Consider the following 17,402-nt stretch of genomic DNA (forward strand, 5'->3'; position numbering starts at 1 on the left):
TCGCACGTATCGACCATCCTTTCCACTTGGTCGCGCTGTGAGACATCTGCTTGAATCGCGATAGCGCGACGGCCGAGAGAGTGAATCTGGTTGACTATTTCTCGCGCAGACGTTTGAGAATCGCAATAGTTGACACAAACATCGGCACCAGATTTGGCTAATTCAAGGGCGATGCCAGCACCAATTCCTTTCGAGCTACCTGTAACAAGTGCAATTTTATTGGCAAGCATAGTTAGTATTGAAAAACGGCTATAGCTAGCGCACGGGACGCTCGAACTGCTGTACAACTTTCCGCAAGTAAACGCAGTGTCGTGCCCCCTGACTCGTCGGCGTTGTGAATGCTTCGACTGACTCAACTGTGCCACCCAAATGCTCGATCGCCCTTTGCAACTCCGTTTCTTCCTCCACCGTCCAATTCCCTCGGTAAAGTACAGCCAAACCGCCGTTTTTCAGCAGAGGCAGCGCGCATTTAGCGCAGAGAGGAGCTGCTCCAACAGCTCGGAGAACGGCTAGATCGTAAGCTTGTTTGTGCTGTGGCTGTCGGGCAATTTCATCAGATCTACCCAACAAAGTCGCAGCATTTTCTATGTCTAAAGACGGCACAACTGTTTCCAAAAAAGCAATCTTTTTGCGAGTAGAATCGAGCAACGTAACTGATAAATGCGGCAGGGCGATCGCGATCGGCAAGCCCGGAAAACCCCCACCAGTCCCAATGTCGATCGCTTTGTGCACCGACTCGGCGGCCAATTCGGGATTTTCCGCCGGATTGTGATTAGCTGGCAGCAGTCTCGCAATTCCCCGCAGAGAATCCCACAAATGTTTTTCCCAAAACTCCATCGGCTCAGTAATTCGAGTTAAATTCAAGGAGCGATTTCCCTCGACAATTAACTCATAAAGCCGCTGAAATTTTTGTTGCTGCGACTCATCCGGCTGCCAATTCAGCGTTTTTTGCCACAACTCGTTCATCTGGGGCAACACAGGCATTGTAATCTGATTCATCTTCTATTCCCACTCTTTTGTAAGCTCTGCAAATTCTCGTCACTTAAAAATGCTTCATAATGCGATAAACCCGCCGGCGCTAACTAATGACTAATGACTAACAAAACTTGTTTCCTTAGCTTCTAATTTAGCCCTATCGACCTCTTGCAAGTCGCCGTGATCTAAAGTCCAAAATCGGTCGGCAACGCTCAGCAAATCGCTAGCATCGTGAGTAACAATCAACAAAGTCCAGTGACTTTTCAACTTACTCAACAAGCTTACCAACTGCCGCCGCATCGACCAATCTAAACCCGCCGTCGGTTCGTCCAAAAGTAGCAAATGCGGCTGCCGAATTAACTGCACCGCCAGGGCTACCCTCCGCTGTTGTCCGCCGCTCAAAGCGTGGGGAGAAGCGCGCAGTGGCAAATGTCCTAGTCCCACTTCTGCCATTGCTGAGTTAATTTGTTCTTGTCCCAATTCTGGATGCCCCAACCGCAATTCTTCTAAAATTGTGCCTCCGCAAAAATGCCTTTCAGGAAACTGGAATACTAACCCTCCTAACTGTTGCAAGTGTTCAGGTGTTAATTCTTGTTCCCGCCAACGGATGTCGCCGCTAGTTTTTTCCGCTAAACCTGCTAATATTTCTAAGAGCGTACTTTTGCCTGAACCGCTGCGACCCACAATCAGCCCCATTTGCTGCGAGGGAAGTTCTAAGTTAATATTTTTCAGAATAGCATTCGGACAGGCGGTAGGATGATATACTAGGTTTTTTAGATAAAGCATTAACGCAATTGGTGATTGGGGAAAAGGAAGGCACTACACGAATTTTGACACGGATACACGGCTTAATTATCCAGCCTCAGCGATTTGTTTGTAGCTTGGGTCGATCGCCCACTATTATTTTACATAAATCTTTACAAAAATTTCCTTTTTTTTCAGGATTGGCGTTTGATTTTTCTGTTTTTTCATGGTATATTTTAATAATGGGAATCTTTACTTTAATATATTACAATTCACACTTCCATTCTTAAAATATACCTCAACAACCACAAAAAATCAAGCAAATTTCACTATTTTTTTGGTTGCGGCCCGAAAGTCTAAAAATTTAACTCTCTTGTTTCTAGTTTACAGTATATTCCATTGAGAGAATTGACGATGACGAAAACCCCTTTAGCATCGCTTGGCAAGCAAATGTTAAGTTCTAAACAGACAGTGCGGGCGATCGCCAGTGCAGGAGCGATCGCCCTCAGCATCTGCATTAACTCGGCAGTAGCGGGCGATCCCTTTCGCAACAGCAACTCGCAGGCGATCGGGCCCAACACCGAAACCGCTTTCCAAACAATGTTTCAGCAAGGAAACTACAAACAAGCAAAAACTCAAATTCAACAAGCACTATCAGCAGAACCAAACGAGCCGCTAGCCTATGCAATGGCAGCTTCCCTCTCATACATCGAGCAGGACTTAAACTCGATGAATTCCTACGCACAGAAAACCCGCGAAGTCGGCGAAAAATTGACTAAAACTAATCCATTGCGCGGCAATATTTACACAGCAACAGGTCACTTTCTAGAAGGGGCGAACATTATAGCCAAAGAAGGAACAGCTAAAGGCGCGCCCCAAGCTTTGAGTAAATTGCGAGTAGTATTTCAATACCTAGAGGCCGCCGAGAAAATAGCGCCCAACGACCCAGAGCTCAACCTGCTCAAAGGCTACATGGACTTAATTCTAGCCACAAACCTGCCCTTTTCTAACCCCAACGAAGCCATTCAAAGACTCGAGCAAAAAGCCTCTCCTCGCTACTTAGCGTATCGCGGCATGGCTGTCGGCTATCGAGACTTGAAAAAGTACGATCGGGCTTTAGAATTTGCCAACAAATCCCTAGCAGAAACGCCCAATAATCCTGAAGTTCTCTATCTAAAAGCACAAATTTTGTTTTCCCAATCTCAGGGAAAAGACGGTAACAAAACCTTACTTGAGGAAGCCCGAAAAAACTTCGACGCAGCCTTAGTAAAACCCGACCAACTGCCGCGCAGTTTAGTAGCCGAAATCTTCTTTCAGCAGTGCAGAACCCGTAACCGTCTCGACAGCAAATCTCGTGCCTGCGACCCGATGCGCGATAAAATCAGAGATGCAGATGGAGTCTGGGGGCCCGCGGCCTTACCACCACTTTAAAAAGAGTCAGAGGGAAGTCAGAAGTCAGGAGTCAGGAGGAAAATTCTCCCTCTCTCCCACTTTTCCTTTCTCCTGCAATCCCATTCCTGCAATTCCATTCCCTTTCTTTGAAAAAATTGATGCAAGTAGAGTTTCGCGAGTTTAACCCCTTTGACCTCTGGATTTGGCTGAAGTTCAGCAACGTGCCTTCAAACGGTGAAAAACAGTATGTTGAAGAAGTGTTTGACTCTTGGTTTTTCTTGGGAAAACTGGGAGGATTTAATGCGGAAAATTTGCAAGTTCAAGATGAAGGCTTAGACATCAGTGATATGAATTACGATGTTAATCTAGCCGACCAAAGCATGATGGCTTTGATGCACAATATGGGAGAAATGGAGTATCAAGGTTCTTGGGCTCGCTGCTGGTTTGATTTGGGTACTAGCGATGCAATTGGACTAGATGTTTTGATTAATGTCTTCCAGCAACTCAGCAAAGAATTCGTAACGATTGAAAAACTAATTATCGGCGGTGAAAATATAGACTGGCCAATTGAAAATAGGAGGAGCAGAGAGGGTTTTGCCGCCGATAATTAAACGTGGGCATCACACGGATGACACGGATACACAGATAATGACTGATGATTGCTGGCTAATATAGGGCTTACGCACGGGTAGTCATTAACCTGGTTTTTGCCATCATACTTCGTTACAACCCCCTTCAACGGCAAAAACCTGTTGATGGGGGGAAGTCGAAACGCGGTTTCTTTTGTTTTGGTGTTGATGCTTCATGACTGATGACTAATGACTGATAACTAATTATGCAAAAAGGTAAAGTTCGCGTAATTGTTTTAGGATTAATTCGATCGGGCGATCACATCTTCGTGTCAGAATGCGAAGCTCCGGTCAAACAAGACACATTTTACCGAGCTCTGGGCGGTGGCATAGAATTCGGAGAACACAGCATCGACGCTTTGCAAAGAGAGTTTCAAGAAGAAATTCAAGCCGAGTTAACAAACATCAAATATTTGGCTTGTTTGGAAAATTTTTTTATTTTTAATGGCGAAGTTGGACATGAACTAATACAACTCTATAAGTGCGAATTTGTCGATCCCAAATTTTATCAATTGGAGAGTCTAGCCTTTGCAGACGGAGAGTGGGTATTTACCACACTTTGGATGCCGATCGAGCGCTTTCGATCGGGCGAATTGCGCCTAGTTCCCGAACAATTTATCGACTACTGCGAAAGCTAATAACTCAACCAATACCAAAAAACAAATACCTGAGATGGGGGAATTAAATCTAAAATATTTGCCCTAGGGGCGTGTTTCACCTGAAATATTTGCGATAACTAACAGGATGAATAAACCCGCCCCTTCCTTCCGCCCCCCGCATTACCCGGAGCTACCTTACACTAGGCAGAGTCCGCAACAGCTCATAGAGCAAAGAGTTGATAAAACCGAGGGCGATAGCCCCCAGCAAAGCACTCCAAATTCCCCACCGCAAGCGAAATCCATCAACTAGCCAAGCCGCCAATCCAAAGATAATCGCGTTGATAACAATTATCCACAAACCAAAAGTTACCAACACCAATGGAAAGCCCAAAACCACAAAAAGCGGCCGCACCAAAGCATTCAGCAATCCAAAAACCGCCGCCGAAATCATCGCTTTTCCAAAAGTGTCAATGTCCACCCCGATGGGCAACTTGGAAATAATAAAAAAGCTCACCGAAGTTACCAGCCAAGCAATTGCCAGCGAAACGATATCCATGTGTTCATCTCCTTAAAAAAGCTAAACATTAAATCGGAACAACAGCACATCCCCCTCTTGTACAATATACTCTTTTCCTTCACTGCGAACTAAGCCTTTTTCCTTAGCTGCATTCATCGCGCCCGTAGCAACCAAATCTTCATAAGCTACAGTTTCGGCCCGGATGAAACCCCTTTCAAAATCCGAGTGAATCACCCCAGCAGCTTGCGGTGCTAACATTCCCGCGATAATCGTCCAAGCGCGAGTTTCTTTCGGCCCGCTAGTAAAATAAGTCCGCAAACCCAATAATTCGTAAGTAGCTCGAATCAGAGATTTCAAGCCCCCTTCTTTTACTCCCAGAGATTCTAGGAAATCCGTTCGTTCTTCCTCTGATAACTCCACCAATTCTGACTCAACTTGCGCCGAAACTATGACAACCTTAGCATTTTCTGCTTCTGCTACTTCCCGCACTTGTTCGACATAGCTATTTCCCGTTGCTAAATCGTCATCAGATACGTTAGCAGCATAGATAATTGGTTTGTTGGTCAGTAATTCCAAACCTTTAACTAATTCAGCTTCTTCATCTGTGAAATTGTACTGCCGCGCTGGTTTCCCGGCATTCAAAACAGCGACCAATTTTTCGAGCACGTCCACTTCTGCCTGAGCTTCCTTATTGTTGCGGGCCAGCTTGCGAGTGCGATCGAGCCTGCGTTCAATTTGAGCTAAGTCTGCTAAAATTAATTCGAGATTGATAATGTCAATATCTCGCTGGGGATCGACAGAACCGGCAACGTGAATAATATCATCATTGTCAAAACAGCGGACAACGTGGACGATCGCATCTACAGCCCGAATGTGAGACAAAAACTGATTTCCCAGTCCTTCTCCCTGACTCGCCCCCTTCACCAAACCCGCAATATCCACAAACTCGATCCGCGTCGGCACAGTTTGCACGGAATTGGAAATATTGCTCAGCACCTTCAACCGTTCGTCTGGCACTGCCACGATACCCGTATTTGGCTCGATCGTACAGAAAGGAAAATTAGCAGCAGTCGCCTTGGCATTAGCAACCAGAGCATTAAACAAAGTAGATTTGCCAACATTAGGCAGTCCGACAATTCCGGCAGTAAGCATAGCTATTTAGAAACATATCACTGTTTCAAAATATCATAAGCAATAGCAATATATCTGACTTGTCCCTTCTAACTTCTATAGGTAAGCTTGAATAAATATCTAACTTGAGGTAGATGGCTCAATGGTTAACAAGTTGTTAAGCAAAGTAACGATCGCTGTGGGGCTGTCGCTGCCACTGTTAGGGCTGACAGCAGCTAACGTTTTCGCTCAGATGGTCAAAATTTCGGTGGTTAACAACAGCGGTAAGACTATGACAGCAGTCTATATGTCTCCTCCCGATAAGGATACTTGGGGAGAAAACGAGCTTGAGGCCCCCATTGCCGATCGGGAAAAGGCAGATTTTGAGTGGAATCAAGCTGACTACGGCGGCTCGGATGCGGGCTGTGTTTTTGATGTCAGGGCCGAATACTCTGACGGCAAATCCACTGACTTGGATGCTGTTGACCTTTGTAAAGAGACTGCGCTCAACTTCAATTAATCGATAATTTACGCAAAAACCGAGTTTTTTCAAGTCTGATATTCATCAAAAAGATTGGGGACTTTGGAGAAAGCCGGTTTTTGCGATCGACCTCACAAACAATCTTAAATTTCGCGATCGACTAAAACATAATTTAAATAGGTTCAGGGATTGTCTGAGGAATTGGCCCCGGCACTGTCTGAGGAATTGGAGAGGGTACAGTTTCCGGCACCGGTTCAGGAATTGGCTGGGGAATTGGCGCAGGTACCGGTTCCGGTACTGGCCCGGGAATCGGTTCGGGAACGGGGCCCGGCACTGGTGGCGATGCGGGTATAGTCGGCAGCCCCGGTTCGGTACTGGGAATCTGCGGGCCTGGAAACGGACTAGGGTTGGGAAAAATCACGGCAATTCTATTAATAACTCAATACAATCATGCTAGATAAAAAACTAAAAATACGACATCTATCTAAATAGTGAAAATATTAAAATTGATATTTTGTACCATTTTAAATCAGCTTTTTGGAGTAGACGAAAGCAACCGGGTTTATCTGTATTGGATTTTTTAGGCTGACCGAAAGCAATTTGGTCACAGGCTTCCGGTACAGGCCGTGAACCCTTGAAAAAAGCGTAGCGTACTCATCACGTGCGATCGCTACAGCCTGTGGGAGCAATTCTAAAATCTAAAATCTAAAATCGCGCAATCGATCGCCCTCCGAAAAGCCTTGCCAGCCTGTAGTTTTGGACGATACCTAGCCAAAAGTACAGGTTCTGTCCTGTACTTTTGGCCAGTTGCGAGCTGGCCTTTTGGCTAATTTAAGACTCAACTAAAAGCTAGGAACTTTTTGGGATTATTCTCCTACTATTGAACCTACGCTGTCACAGATTTTTAGGATTAAGCAAAAAGTTTCTCCCAATCCAAATCTGTTTCGGTCTATGCAACAAGGAAAGCCGAGGCATAAAGGGGCATAAAAAATGCATCTCCAAGATTTTGTCGAGACAAATATCAAATACGATGTCAGCAAAATAGTAGCCGATCAAGAGTTAAGCTCGGAAATCCAAGAGATTCTGATCGCTCAAGGGCTACTCTCTCCCACAGTAGAAGATATCTTTGGCCCTGTTTCTATTGCTGTTTTAAAACGCTTCCAAAAACTAAATCGCTGCTATGAACCAGGATTTTTGGGAAAACGAACAGCTACCGAACTCCTCGAAGTTGATCAAGTAGCAACGCGAGGAGCGGAAGGTCTTCCCTCAATTCAGGTGAAAATTATCCAAGATACTCTCCTTAAAAATAAACCGTTGCAATCCGATGCTTTGTTGCCGGCAGAAAAACACAATCTCAAAGCGGGCGTCACCCTCAGAGTTGCCTCATTTGAAGTTGAGCGCAGTCATTTAAAAATTACCTTAGCTGATACTCCAGTTGAGAATACTTGGACTGGATATATTTTTGGAGAACACGCCGAAGTTTTTGAAGGCACTACCATAATTTATCCAAAACGCGATGAAATTAAATTGCCTATTCCTTACAAATCTCAGAGAGATAATGAAATCAACCCTGATGGTTCCTGCAATGTTACTTCAATAGCGATGTGTTTGGAGTATCTAAAGATTCCTCGCCGACACAGTGAGGGACACTTTGAGGATGAGCTTTACAACTATGCCTTAGATCAAGGATTAGATCGCCATGTGGGCGCTCATCTAGCTCAAATTGTTCGCGACTATGGAGCGAAAGATAACTATACTGAAACTGCCACCATTGAACAAGTTAAAGATTGGTTATCGAGTGGAAACCCAGCAGTTATACACGGTTACTTTACTCAAAGTGGCCACATTATCGCATTAGTTGGATATGACAGCGCCGGCTTCATTGTTCACGATCCTTATGGGGAATGGTTCGCCGATGGCTACGATCGCAATGAGCCAGACGGAAACGATGAAAAGGGTAAGTTCCTGCATTACTCCTACGGAATGATTAAAGATACCTGCATCCCCGATGGAAGCTGTTGGGTACATTTGATTTCCCGTTAGTGAGAGTTGGTGTCATTTCTCCATTTCCTAGAATCGTTAATAGATATAAAATAAGCTATTCTGCATCTAAATCGTATTTTTTGTGCGGGCGAGACGCTCACCACACAAGAATTTTATCCAATTTTAATTAACAGTTTAAATATGGAACAGCTTATTAGCTATTAACGATTAAAACCAATTTAAACACTTTAATTAAACAAGGCAGTTATGGCAAAAAACATTTACGCGCTGTTAGTTGGTATTGACAACTATTCTCCTGCATCTAATCCTCTCGTCCCTCCCTTAAAAGGTTGTGTTAACGATATTAAAGCTATAGAAGCTTATCTGGGAGAGCGAATTACTCAAGATAGCGAATGGAAACTTATAGAGCCTACAGGCCAACCTTGGATACTGCTCAATCAAGATGCCACTCGTCAGGCAATTATCAGTGGTTTCCAGCAGCATTTGTGCAACGCTGACAGCGAAGATGTTGTCTTATTTTACTATTCCGGTCATGGCGCTCAAGAGAAATCACCAGAGGAATTTTGGGAATTAGAGGCAGACCGCTTAGATGAAACTTTAGTGTGCTATGACAGCCGCGCAGAAAATGGTCGGGACTTAGCTGATAAAGAACTAGCCTACCTCATATCCAAAATAGCCCTAAAAGAACCCCGGATTGTGGTCATTCTTGACTGCTGCCACTCCGGTTCGGGAACCAGAGACTTACCCCCCGAAACAACAGTGAGGCGCGCCTTAGTAGACTCACGGGAGCGACCGTTAAGCACATTTATTTTTGCCGAAGACGCAGCAGCAATTCAGGAAATACTAAGCACTGCTAAACAATCAGAAAAAAAGACAACTGGTGTCATTTTGCCCAAGGGAAAACACATTTTGTTCTCTGCCTGTAGAGACTACGAACTGGCGAAAGAATACAAAACTGAGGATGGAGAAAGTAGAGGAGCTTTCTCTTACTTTTTGCTGCAAACACTACAGCGAACCAATGGCAGCATAACCTATCGAGATTTAGCGAGAAATATGAATGCTCTCGTGACCGGCAAAGTCAAAGAACAGTCGCCTCAAGTAGAAGCAACCGACAGGCAGGATTTAGACCAACCTTTTTTGGGCGGTGCTATTAAAGAACGGCCTCACTACTTCACCTTAACTCACAGTCAAAACCTTCGGAATTGGGTAATTGATGGAGGGTCTATTCACGGAATTCCTAAACCCTTTAATGGGGGAGATACGCGACTAGCATTTTTTCCCTATGGCAGCAGTCCCGAAAAATTGCGCCAACTTTCAGAAGCTTTAGGCGAAGCACGAGTAACTCAGGTATTGCCACAACGCAGCCAAGTAGAAATTATTAACGGTCAAAACAGCTTATCAGAAACTGACAGCTATTGGGCAGTGGTGACAAGTTTGCCGTTGCCAGCGTTGAAAATTTACATTAAGGGTGATGAAAGTGAAGTCCGAGGCATCAAAAATCTGCAAGAAGCACTGTCAAAGGCAGCAATTGGCAACAAACCTTCTTTGTATGTGCAGCAGGTAAATGAACCTAAAGATGCAGATTCCCATCTGTTAGTCAGTCACGGTCAGTATTGGATTTTACAGCCTGATAATAACCGGCCTTTAGTTGCCCCGATTCCCGAAGAACCCAATCAGTCGGGATACACAGAGGAAATTGCTTTACAGGTGATTTATCGTTTAGAACATATTGCCCGTTGGAATAACATTTTACAACTCTCCACTCCTGCGACCAGCCGCATTAAAACCGACGAGGTGGAAATGGAAATAATTCTGCTTTGCGGTCAGCAAGAATCTTCGCCAGGGGATAGAGACGGGAACATATCTTCATCTGAGATGCGTGTCGATTACGCCTATGACAATGGCGAGTGGCAAGCGCCAAACATCCAAATAAAACTGATAAATAAAAGCGACAAAAAATTGTATTGCAATGTTATCGATCTTTCTGAAAGTTTTGCCGTAGACACTCCATTTTTTGATCGCGATAGCAGCATATTGCTGCCACCCAAAAATTCAGAAAATCCCTCTAGTGTTACCAGCTTTGATGATATTATATTTCAAGTGCCTGACGAATATTTTGAACAAGGAATCACTGAGTATAAGGATATTCTCAAGCTAATTGTGTGTACCACAGAATTTGATGCTAGCTTGCTAAAACAAGATGGACTAGCGCCGCCTAAACTGACTCGTTCTCTTGGAGAAACTGAGGGAACTCTGAATAGCTTGATGGCACAAGTTAATACTCGCGAAGCCGTGAGAGCCAAGGGAAATTATGATGATTGGATGACAAAAGAAGTCACGATTACAATTGTCCGACCTCAAGATGCTCAACCCATTAACGCTAATCGCAGCACTGCCTTACAACAGGGTGCTGTCGAAGTTCAAGCTCATCCAACTTTAAAAGCGAAAGTGAATCTCACCACTGTACCGCAAGCGAGTCGAGATTTAGGGAATTTGATTTTACCTGCGATTTTGCGGCAACAAAATCGCGTGAGTGAATCTTTCCAATTTACAACCAGCCGAGGCACTGATCCAGGGTTAAGTGCTTTGGAGTTAAGTGATGTAGAAGATTATGAAGCGGTGACACCAACAACCCCTCTCAACTTGTTGGTCAATCAAGAATTAGCGGAAAATGAGCATATCTTACCTTTTGCTTATGATGGGGAATTTTTCTTGCCATTAGGAAGAGGGGCGAGAACTGAAGATGGCAAAACAGAGATTACGCTGGAACGCTTACCCAAACCAACAGTTAGCAGTCGCAGCCTTCACGGGTCAATCCGAATTTTCTTTGAAAAAGTTGCCCATCAAAAATTGGGAAGACCTTATGAATATCCTATTTTAGCTGTAGCAGAGGTCAGCGAAAAAGGTGAGGTCAGCTACGAAAAAAATCCAGAGCAAGTTAAAGCGAGAGTTGCAAAATCCCAGCGAATTATTCTCTACATTCACGGGATTATAGGGGACACGCAAAGTATGGTTCCTAGTGTCAGACAGACATTAGTACAAGTGGAGGGACAACAGCAACAGATTGCAGAAATTTATGACTTAGTTTTGACTTTTGACTACGAGAATATCCAAACAACCATAGAGGAAAATAGCCGCTTATTAGCCAAAAGATTGCAAGCAGTTGGTTTGGGAGGAAATCACGGTAAGCAGTTGCATATTGTGGCTCACTCAATGGGGGGTTTGGTTTCTCGCTGGTTTATCGAGCGAGAAGGTGGGAATCAGGTTGTCCAGCACTTGGTTATGTTAGGGACACCTAATGGGGGTTCTCCTTGGCCTACAGTACAGGATTGGGTTTTCACAGCGCTTGGGATAGGGTTGAATCAACTTTCAAAAATTATTTGGCCGACCAAAATTGTTGCTCAATTACTGGAGTTTTTAGAAGCAAATGATTACTCGCTAGAGCAAATGCGGCCGGATTCTCCTTTTCTGAAAAAACTTGCCGAAAATCCCGACCCAGGGGTTCCCTATACAATTATTGCGGGCGATCGCTCAATTGTTTCAAAAGCTCTAGAATTTCAACCCGACAAGGAATCAAATCCCTTACAGCGGTTATTGACCAACCTTTTTGGTCAAACTAAAGACAGAGTTGTAGAATTGGCATTTTTCAGTCAGCCTAATGATATTGCCGTTGCTTTAACTAGCATCAAAAATGTCAGTGCTAACCGCTCTCCTGCGCCCAAAATCCTATTACCGGATACTGCGTGCGACCATCTTAGCTACTTTACACATCAGGCTGGGTTAGATGCTCTGGCAGCAGCTCTTTTCCCAAGTCCAAATGGCAATAGCCAGTTATTAGTAAAGCCTTTGGCGGCGGCAATAGTAGAGGATGAGCCAGAGAGTATGAATTCTCAGCCTGTGGTTAAAAATACAGTCAACTTTTTACCTGTTGCAGAACAGCTTGCCCAAACTCCCGTAGAAAGTTCCTCTCCAGCCTCTAACAGCCTCACCAATCTACATCCAGTTGGCTCGGATACGCTAAACGTTCAAACACAAAATAATTCCAGGATAACGGGTTTAGTAATTGGGCTAGTTGGGTTTTTAATCGCAGCCGCTATTGGCTTAATTGGTCTCTGGCCTCGTTCTCCCGTGCAACAACCAGCGAATCAAAAATCAACGAGTCAGTCAAATGAACAGGCACTCTATCAGTTCAAAAAAACTAGCAATTAGTTTTTGGTTGACAATTTTGCCAGCATTAAACTGAAATTTGAAATAACTTAGTCGGGGGGGATTAAAGAATGTCGGAGATTAAACGCAGTCTGGCAGTGGTGATTGGTATCGATCGCTATTTTAACAACATTCCCCCCTTGCAAACAGCAGCCAATGATGCTCAACAACTTGCCAATCTGATCGAGGAAAAGTATCAATACCAAGTTTTGTTACTGTTAGATACAGATGCCACTCTGTCTAATATCAGCGAGCTCTTGGCAGGCTTTTCCGAGAAAATACTGGTTTTTCCCGATGGCAATAAAGTGCAAGTTGCAGCGGACGATCGCATTTTGTTCTACTTTGCCGGACATGGAATCGCCTTAGACGGACTGGATAATGCAGAAGGCCCGGCTGGCTTTTTGATTCCTCAAGATGGTGAACGAGATGATAGCGACACTTGGCTGTCGATGCAGCGATTGCACGATAGCTTAATCCAACTGCCCTGCCGCCATTCGTTAATTATCCTGGATTGCTGCTTTGCTGGCACTTTTCGCTGGGCTGCAGTTCATCGGGAGGCGGTGCGATCGCAAAAAGTATATCGCGAACGTTACGCTCGCTACACATCAGGCTGCGCCCAGCAAGTCATTACCTCAGCAGCGCATGATGAAAAAGCGGCCGACTCCCTGTATCGGTTTGGACAGCGAAGCGAAAGTTCTAATCACTCTCCCTTTGCAGAACTTTTACTCAAGGCGCTTGAGGGAGAAGCAGACCTTACCAAAGATGGCGTGATTACCGCAACAGAACTCTATGCCTATTTACAATCAGAATTCGGCAAAATATCAGCTAAACAAACCCCTGGTTTTGCACAGTTAAAACACCATGATAAGGGCGAATATATTTTTATTCTTCCTGGTTTTGACGTTAATCAATTGCCGCCAGCTCCCAAACTCAATGAAAACACCAATCCCTACAAAGGATTACAATCATTTGAAGAATCAGATAGCGACAAATTCTTTGGGCGACAGGCTTTAACTAAAAAATTAGTTGAATTTGTCACAGAACATCCCTTAACTGTGGTTCTAGGTGCATCAGGTTCAGGGAAATCTAGCTTAGTCAAAGCTGGATTACTTCCCCAATTGAAAAAAACTCAACCCAACTGGCGCATCCTCTCTCCTATTCGTCTGGGTGAGTCTCCTTTCAGTGCTTTAAGCTCTGCCATAGAAAACGAAGATTTACCAGAATTACTTATCTCTAACGAGTTTGTTTCTGACAAAGACTTACCAGAAACTAGCACGAACTCTCGCAGTTTGGAAGCAGGACAAACTTTGCAAAGCTTGTTATCCAAACTCAGTGCATGGAAAAACTTTAATTCTCACACCAAATTGCTGTTAGTCATTGACCAATTTGAAGAATTAGTGACTCTCAGCCAAGATAGCAAAGAACAAGAAAAATTTTTAAAGTTGTTAGAAAAATCCTTAGAAACTCTCCCTGATTGGTTGCGAATGGTCATAACTTTACGTTCAGATTTTGAACCTCAATTTAGAGATACAGCATTAAAGCCTTATTGGAAAAAATCACGATTTGTTGTTCCCGCCATGACACGGGAAGAATTACGCCAAGCCATTGTCGATCCTGCTGCTGCTAAGGTGATGTATTTTGAACCGGCCACCTTGGTAGAGCAATTAATTGATGAAGTCGCACAAATGCCCGGAGCACTACCTTTACTTTCTTTCACTCTGAGCGAACTTTATTTTAACTATATTAAAAACGTCAGAGAAGGGAAAAGAAATAATCGGGCAATTACTCAAGAAGACTATGAAGAATTGGGCGGAGTTACACGCAGTCTCACCCAAAGAGCAGACGCGGAATATGACGAATTACTTAAAAGCGATCGTGCTTATGCAAAAACCATCCGCCACATCATGCTGCGAATGGTAGCTGTAGGGGGTGGTGAATTGGCTCGCCGGCGGGTATTAGATGAAGAATTAATTTATCCCGAACCGGAAAATCAACGAGTCCAAAAAGCCATCGAGCAATTTTGTGCCGCACGTCTATTAGTAAAAGGGCGAGATACCGAAGGCAAAAGCTATGTTGAACCTGCCCACGATGTCTTAATGCGGGGATGGCAAAAGCTAATAGTTTGGGAACGAGAACATCAAGAAAATTTAATTTTGCAGCGCAGGCTCACTCCAGCAGCTATAGAGTGGAAAAGCAAAGAAAAACCACGGAATTTTCAAGAACAAATAGAACCCATTGTTAAGTTTATAGACAGCATCCTCCTCTCTTGTCAAAACGTTTTTGACCAGATTAATACAACTTTAATTAAAGTCTGGAAGCGCAAACCAAGCCTCCAAAAACGCCGCCAAGAAAAACAAGAAGAATTTCTCTGGGATACCAACCCTTATCTGAACGTATTAGACGAACATCTCAAATACGATAAAAATTGGTTTAACGAAGTAGAGGCAGAATTTTTACAGCGCAGCCTCCGACGCCGGCGTAACAACCTCCGCCGCAAAATTAGCCTGATTGCTACAGCCTTTGCTGTGACATTAGGATTTCTCTTTTATCAATGGAATCAAAATCTACAAGCCCAAAGTAGAAGTTTAGCGCTATCTGCTGAACAACTTTTTAGCTCAGAGCGAGAACTAGATGCTTTAATAGAAGCTTTAAAAGCTAGAACAATAATGAAACAGGCAATTTTGGTAGATGAAAATACAAAGGCTCAAGTTTTATCAGCCCTGCAATCTGTTCTTTATCGCATTAGAGAATACAATCGTTTGAAAGGTCATCAAGCGATTATTTATAACATCAGTTTTAGTCCTGACAATCAAATTATTGCCTCTGCTAGTGCAGACAATACGATTAAACTTTGGAAAGCAGACGGCACTTTGCTCAGGATTCTTTCGGGACATACCAACGAAGTTTATAGCATTAATTTTAGCCCAGACAGTCAAATTATTGCTTCTGCTAGTGGGGACAATACGATTAAACTTTGGAAATCCGATGGCAGTTTACTCAATACCCTTTCTGGCCATAAAGGGCCGGTCTTGAATGTTAGTTTTAGGCCGGATGGTCAGATTCTTGCTTCGGCTAGCGCTGATGGTACGCTCAAGCTTTGGAAATCCGATGGCACCTTGCTCAAAACCATTCAGGATAAAGGGCCGGTGTATAGCGTCAGTTTTACCCCAAACGGACAGACTATTGCTTCTGGTGGTGCAGATGGAACGGTCAAGCTTTGGAAACTCGATGGCAGTTTACTGAAAAGTTTTCCTGCCCATAAAGCGCTGGTTATGAGTGTTAGTTTTAGCCCGGATGGTGAGGTTATCGCTTCATCAAGTCAAGACAAGACAGTAAAAATTTGGAAACCCGATGGCACTTTAGTTGAAACTCTTGAGCATAATACTTATATTTTCAAGGTTAGTTTTAGCCCAGACAGTCAGTTGCTCGTCTCATCAAGTGCTGACAATATTGTTAAAGTTTGGAAACGCGATGGTACTTTGCTGAATACTTTAACTGGACGGAGCCCTTCTTTTAGCCCCGACGGTCAAACTTTTGCCTTTGCCGGCATTGATAATAGCATTGAACTGTGGAAGTTTAATAATAGCTTACGCAAAACTTTTACGGGGCAGACGGATCTTGTTTTAGGTGTTACTTTCAGCCACAAAAATGACACATTGGCTTCGGGAAGTGCTAATAGCTTGGCTCAAGTTTGGAAACTCGATGGCTCTTTATTTAAAACACTTTCTGGGCATCAAGCACCAGTTTATAGCGTCAGTTTTAGCCCCGACGGTCAAACGATCGCCTCTGGTAGTTTGGATAGCAAAGTAAAACTTTGGAAACAAGATGGCACGTTGCTGAATACCCTTTCTGGTCATAAAGCTCAAGTTGTGAGCGTTCGTTTTAGCCCAGATGGTCAAACGATTGCCTCTGGAAGTTACGATCGCACAGTGAATCTTTGGAAGCCAGATGGTACCTTGCTCAATACTCTTTCTAAACATAGCGGTTCAGTTCTGAGTCTTAGTTTTAGTCCTGACAGTAAAACTCTTGCTTCAGCAAGCCTTGATAAGACCGTCAAACTGTGGAAAATGGATGGAACTTTGCTAAATACTCTGAAGCATGAGGCTCAGGTTTATGGCGTTAGTTTCAGCCCAAATGGTGAGACTCTTGCCTCGGCTAGCGATGATGGCACGCTTAAAGTGTGGAAAACAGATGGCACTTTGCTCAAAAGCTGGACGGGGCATAGGGTGGCAGCTAATAGCATCAGTTTTAGCCCGGATGGCAAAATATTAGCTTCGACGGGTGACGATAAGACGGTGAAATTCTGGAAACCTGATGGCACTGGGATAGCTACTCTGCCGGGGCATACTGCGGCGGTTCGCAGTCTTAGTTTCAGCCCTGATGGTAAGACTTTGGCATCGGGTAGCGATGATACGACGATGATTTTGTGGAATTTGGAGGGATTAGAACTCGATGCTTTATTAAAGCATGGTTGCTTTTGGATGCGCGATTATTTCAATAATCCTAATGTCAATCTTAGTAAAGAAGACCGCCAGGTGTGCGATCGCACACAGGGCGGAGCTTAGATGGTCAAAGTAGAAGCATCTAAATATTATTCAGTGTTAAGGGAGGAAATCAGCTATGGAGGTTAAGGCGATATTTAGGCAACAAAAATACCACAATTTTTTCATACTGGAGTTTAGACTAACAAGGGAAAGAAAAGGGAGCCTGTGATTGGCACAGGCTCCCTAAAGGCAGAAAATTGA

General features: G+C 44.0%; 13 protein-coding genes. 7 read left to right on the top strand and 6 right to left on the bottom strand.

The annotated features are described in order from the left end of the window. The 3 genes from QUA38_RS13730 to QUA38_RS13740 all read right to left on the bottom strand — a co-directional run. A partial coding sequence (locus tag QUA38_RS13730) for an SDR family NAD(P)-dependent oxidoreductase (RefSeq protein ID WP_333162577.1) occupies nt 1–230 on the bottom strand: 230 nt, incomplete at its 3' end. 25 nt (nt 231–255) lie between these two features. Continuing rightward, nucleotides 256–999, bottom strand: a complete 744-nt coding sequence (gene rsmG / locus QUA38_RS13735) for a 16S rRNA (guanine(527)-N(7))-methyltransferase RsmG (protein ID WP_333162579.1) — start codon at nt 997–999, stop codon at nt 256–258. A gap of 90 nt (nt 1,000–1,089) precedes the next feature. Further along, a complete protein-coding gene (locus QUA38_RS13740; protein ID WP_172184743.1) occupies nt 1,090–1,761 on the bottom strand; it encodes an ABC transporter ATP-binding protein in 672 nt (223 codons plus the stop codon). A gap of 372 nt (nt 1,762–2,133) precedes the next feature. Between QUA38_RS13740 and QUA38_RS13745 the strand changes: the two genes are divergently transcribed. The 3 genes from QUA38_RS13745 (at nt 2,134) to QUA38_RS13755 (ending at nt 4,378) form a co-directional block, all read left to right on the top strand. Next, complete coding sequence (locus tag QUA38_RS13745) at nt 2,134–3,150, top strand: Sll0314/Alr1548 family TPR repeat-containing protein (RefSeq protein ID WP_333162581.1); 1,017 nt, start codon at nt 2,134–2,136, stop codon at nt 3,148–3,150. Between the two features lie 119 nt (nt 3,151–3,269). Further along, entirely contained in the window at nt 3,270–3,722 is a 453-nt protein-coding gene (locus tag QUA38_RS13750) for a DUF3531 family protein (RefSeq protein ID WP_190659407.1), read from the top strand. Between the two features lie 224 nt (nt 3,723–3,946). Next, on the top strand, nt 3,947–4,378 hold the full coding sequence (locus QUA38_RS13755) for an NUDIX hydrolase (protein WP_333162583.1): 432 nt from the start codon (nt 3,947–3,949) through the stop codon (nt 4,376–4,378). A 151-nt stretch (nt 4,379–4,529) separates the two neighbouring features. Here QUA38_RS13755 and QUA38_RS13760 read toward each other — a convergent pair whose 3' ends face one another. Beyond that, a complete protein-coding gene (locus tag QUA38_RS13760; RefSeq protein ID WP_333030414.1) occupies nt 4,530–4,895 on the bottom strand; it encodes a phage holin family protein in 366 nt (121 codons plus the stop codon). 21 nt (nt 4,896–4,916) lie between these two features. Beyond that, nucleotides 4,917–6,008, bottom strand: a complete 1,092-nt coding sequence (gene ychF / locus QUA38_RS13765; protein WP_333162585.1) for a redox-regulated ATPase YchF — start codon at nt 6,006–6,008, stop codon at nt 4,917–4,919. A 121-nt stretch (nt 6,009–6,129) separates the two neighbouring features. On the opposite strand from ychF, the gene QUA38_RS13770 reads away from it, so the two are divergent. Then, nucleotides 6,130–6,486 carry a hypothetical protein gene (locus tag QUA38_RS13770; protein ID WP_333162587.1) on the top strand — a complete coding sequence of 119 codons (357 nt, stop codon included), beginning with the start codon at nt 6,130–6,132 and terminating at the stop codon, nt 6,484–6,486. A 133-nt stretch (nt 6,487–6,619) separates the two neighbouring features. Here the strand turns inward: QUA38_RS13770 and QUA38_RS13775 are convergent, their stop codons facing one another. Further along, nucleotides 6,620–6,868, bottom strand: a complete 249-nt coding sequence (locus tag QUA38_RS13775; RefSeq protein ID WP_333162589.1) for a gamma-aminobutyric acid A receptor, epsilon-like protein — start codon at nt 6,866–6,868, stop codon at nt 6,620–6,622. Between the two features lie 569 nt (nt 6,869–7,437). On the opposite strand from QUA38_RS13775, the gene QUA38_RS13780 reads away from it, so the two are divergent. The 3 genes from QUA38_RS13780 (at nt 7,438) to QUA38_RS13790 (ending at nt 17,222) form a co-directional block, all read left to right on the top strand. Next, nucleotides 7,438–8,490, top strand: a complete 1,053-nt coding sequence (locus QUA38_RS13780) for a C39 family peptidase (RefSeq protein ID WP_333162591.1) — start codon at nt 7,438–7,440, stop codon at nt 8,488–8,490. A 207-nt stretch (nt 8,491–8,697) separates the two neighbouring features. After that, on the top strand, nt 8,698–12,660 hold the full coding sequence (locus tag QUA38_RS13785) for a caspase family protein (protein WP_333162593.1): 3,963 nt from the start codon (nt 8,698–8,700) through the stop codon (nt 12,658–12,660). A gap of 68 nt (nt 12,661–12,728) precedes the next feature. Then, nucleotides 12,729–17,222 carry an nSTAND1 domain-containing NTPase gene (locus tag QUA38_RS13790; protein WP_333162595.1) on the top strand — a complete coding sequence of 1,498 codons (4,494 nt, stop codon included), beginning with the start codon at nt 12,729–12,731 and terminating at the stop codon, nt 17,220–17,222. Nucleotides 17,223–17,402: the final 180 nt, after the last annotated feature.

It is taken from the genome of Microcoleus sp. Pol12B4, assembly GCF_036701385.1.
In the GTDB taxonomy this organism is placed as follows: Bacteria; Cyanobacteriota; Cyanobacteriia; order Cyanobacteriales; family Microcoleaceae; genus Microcoleus.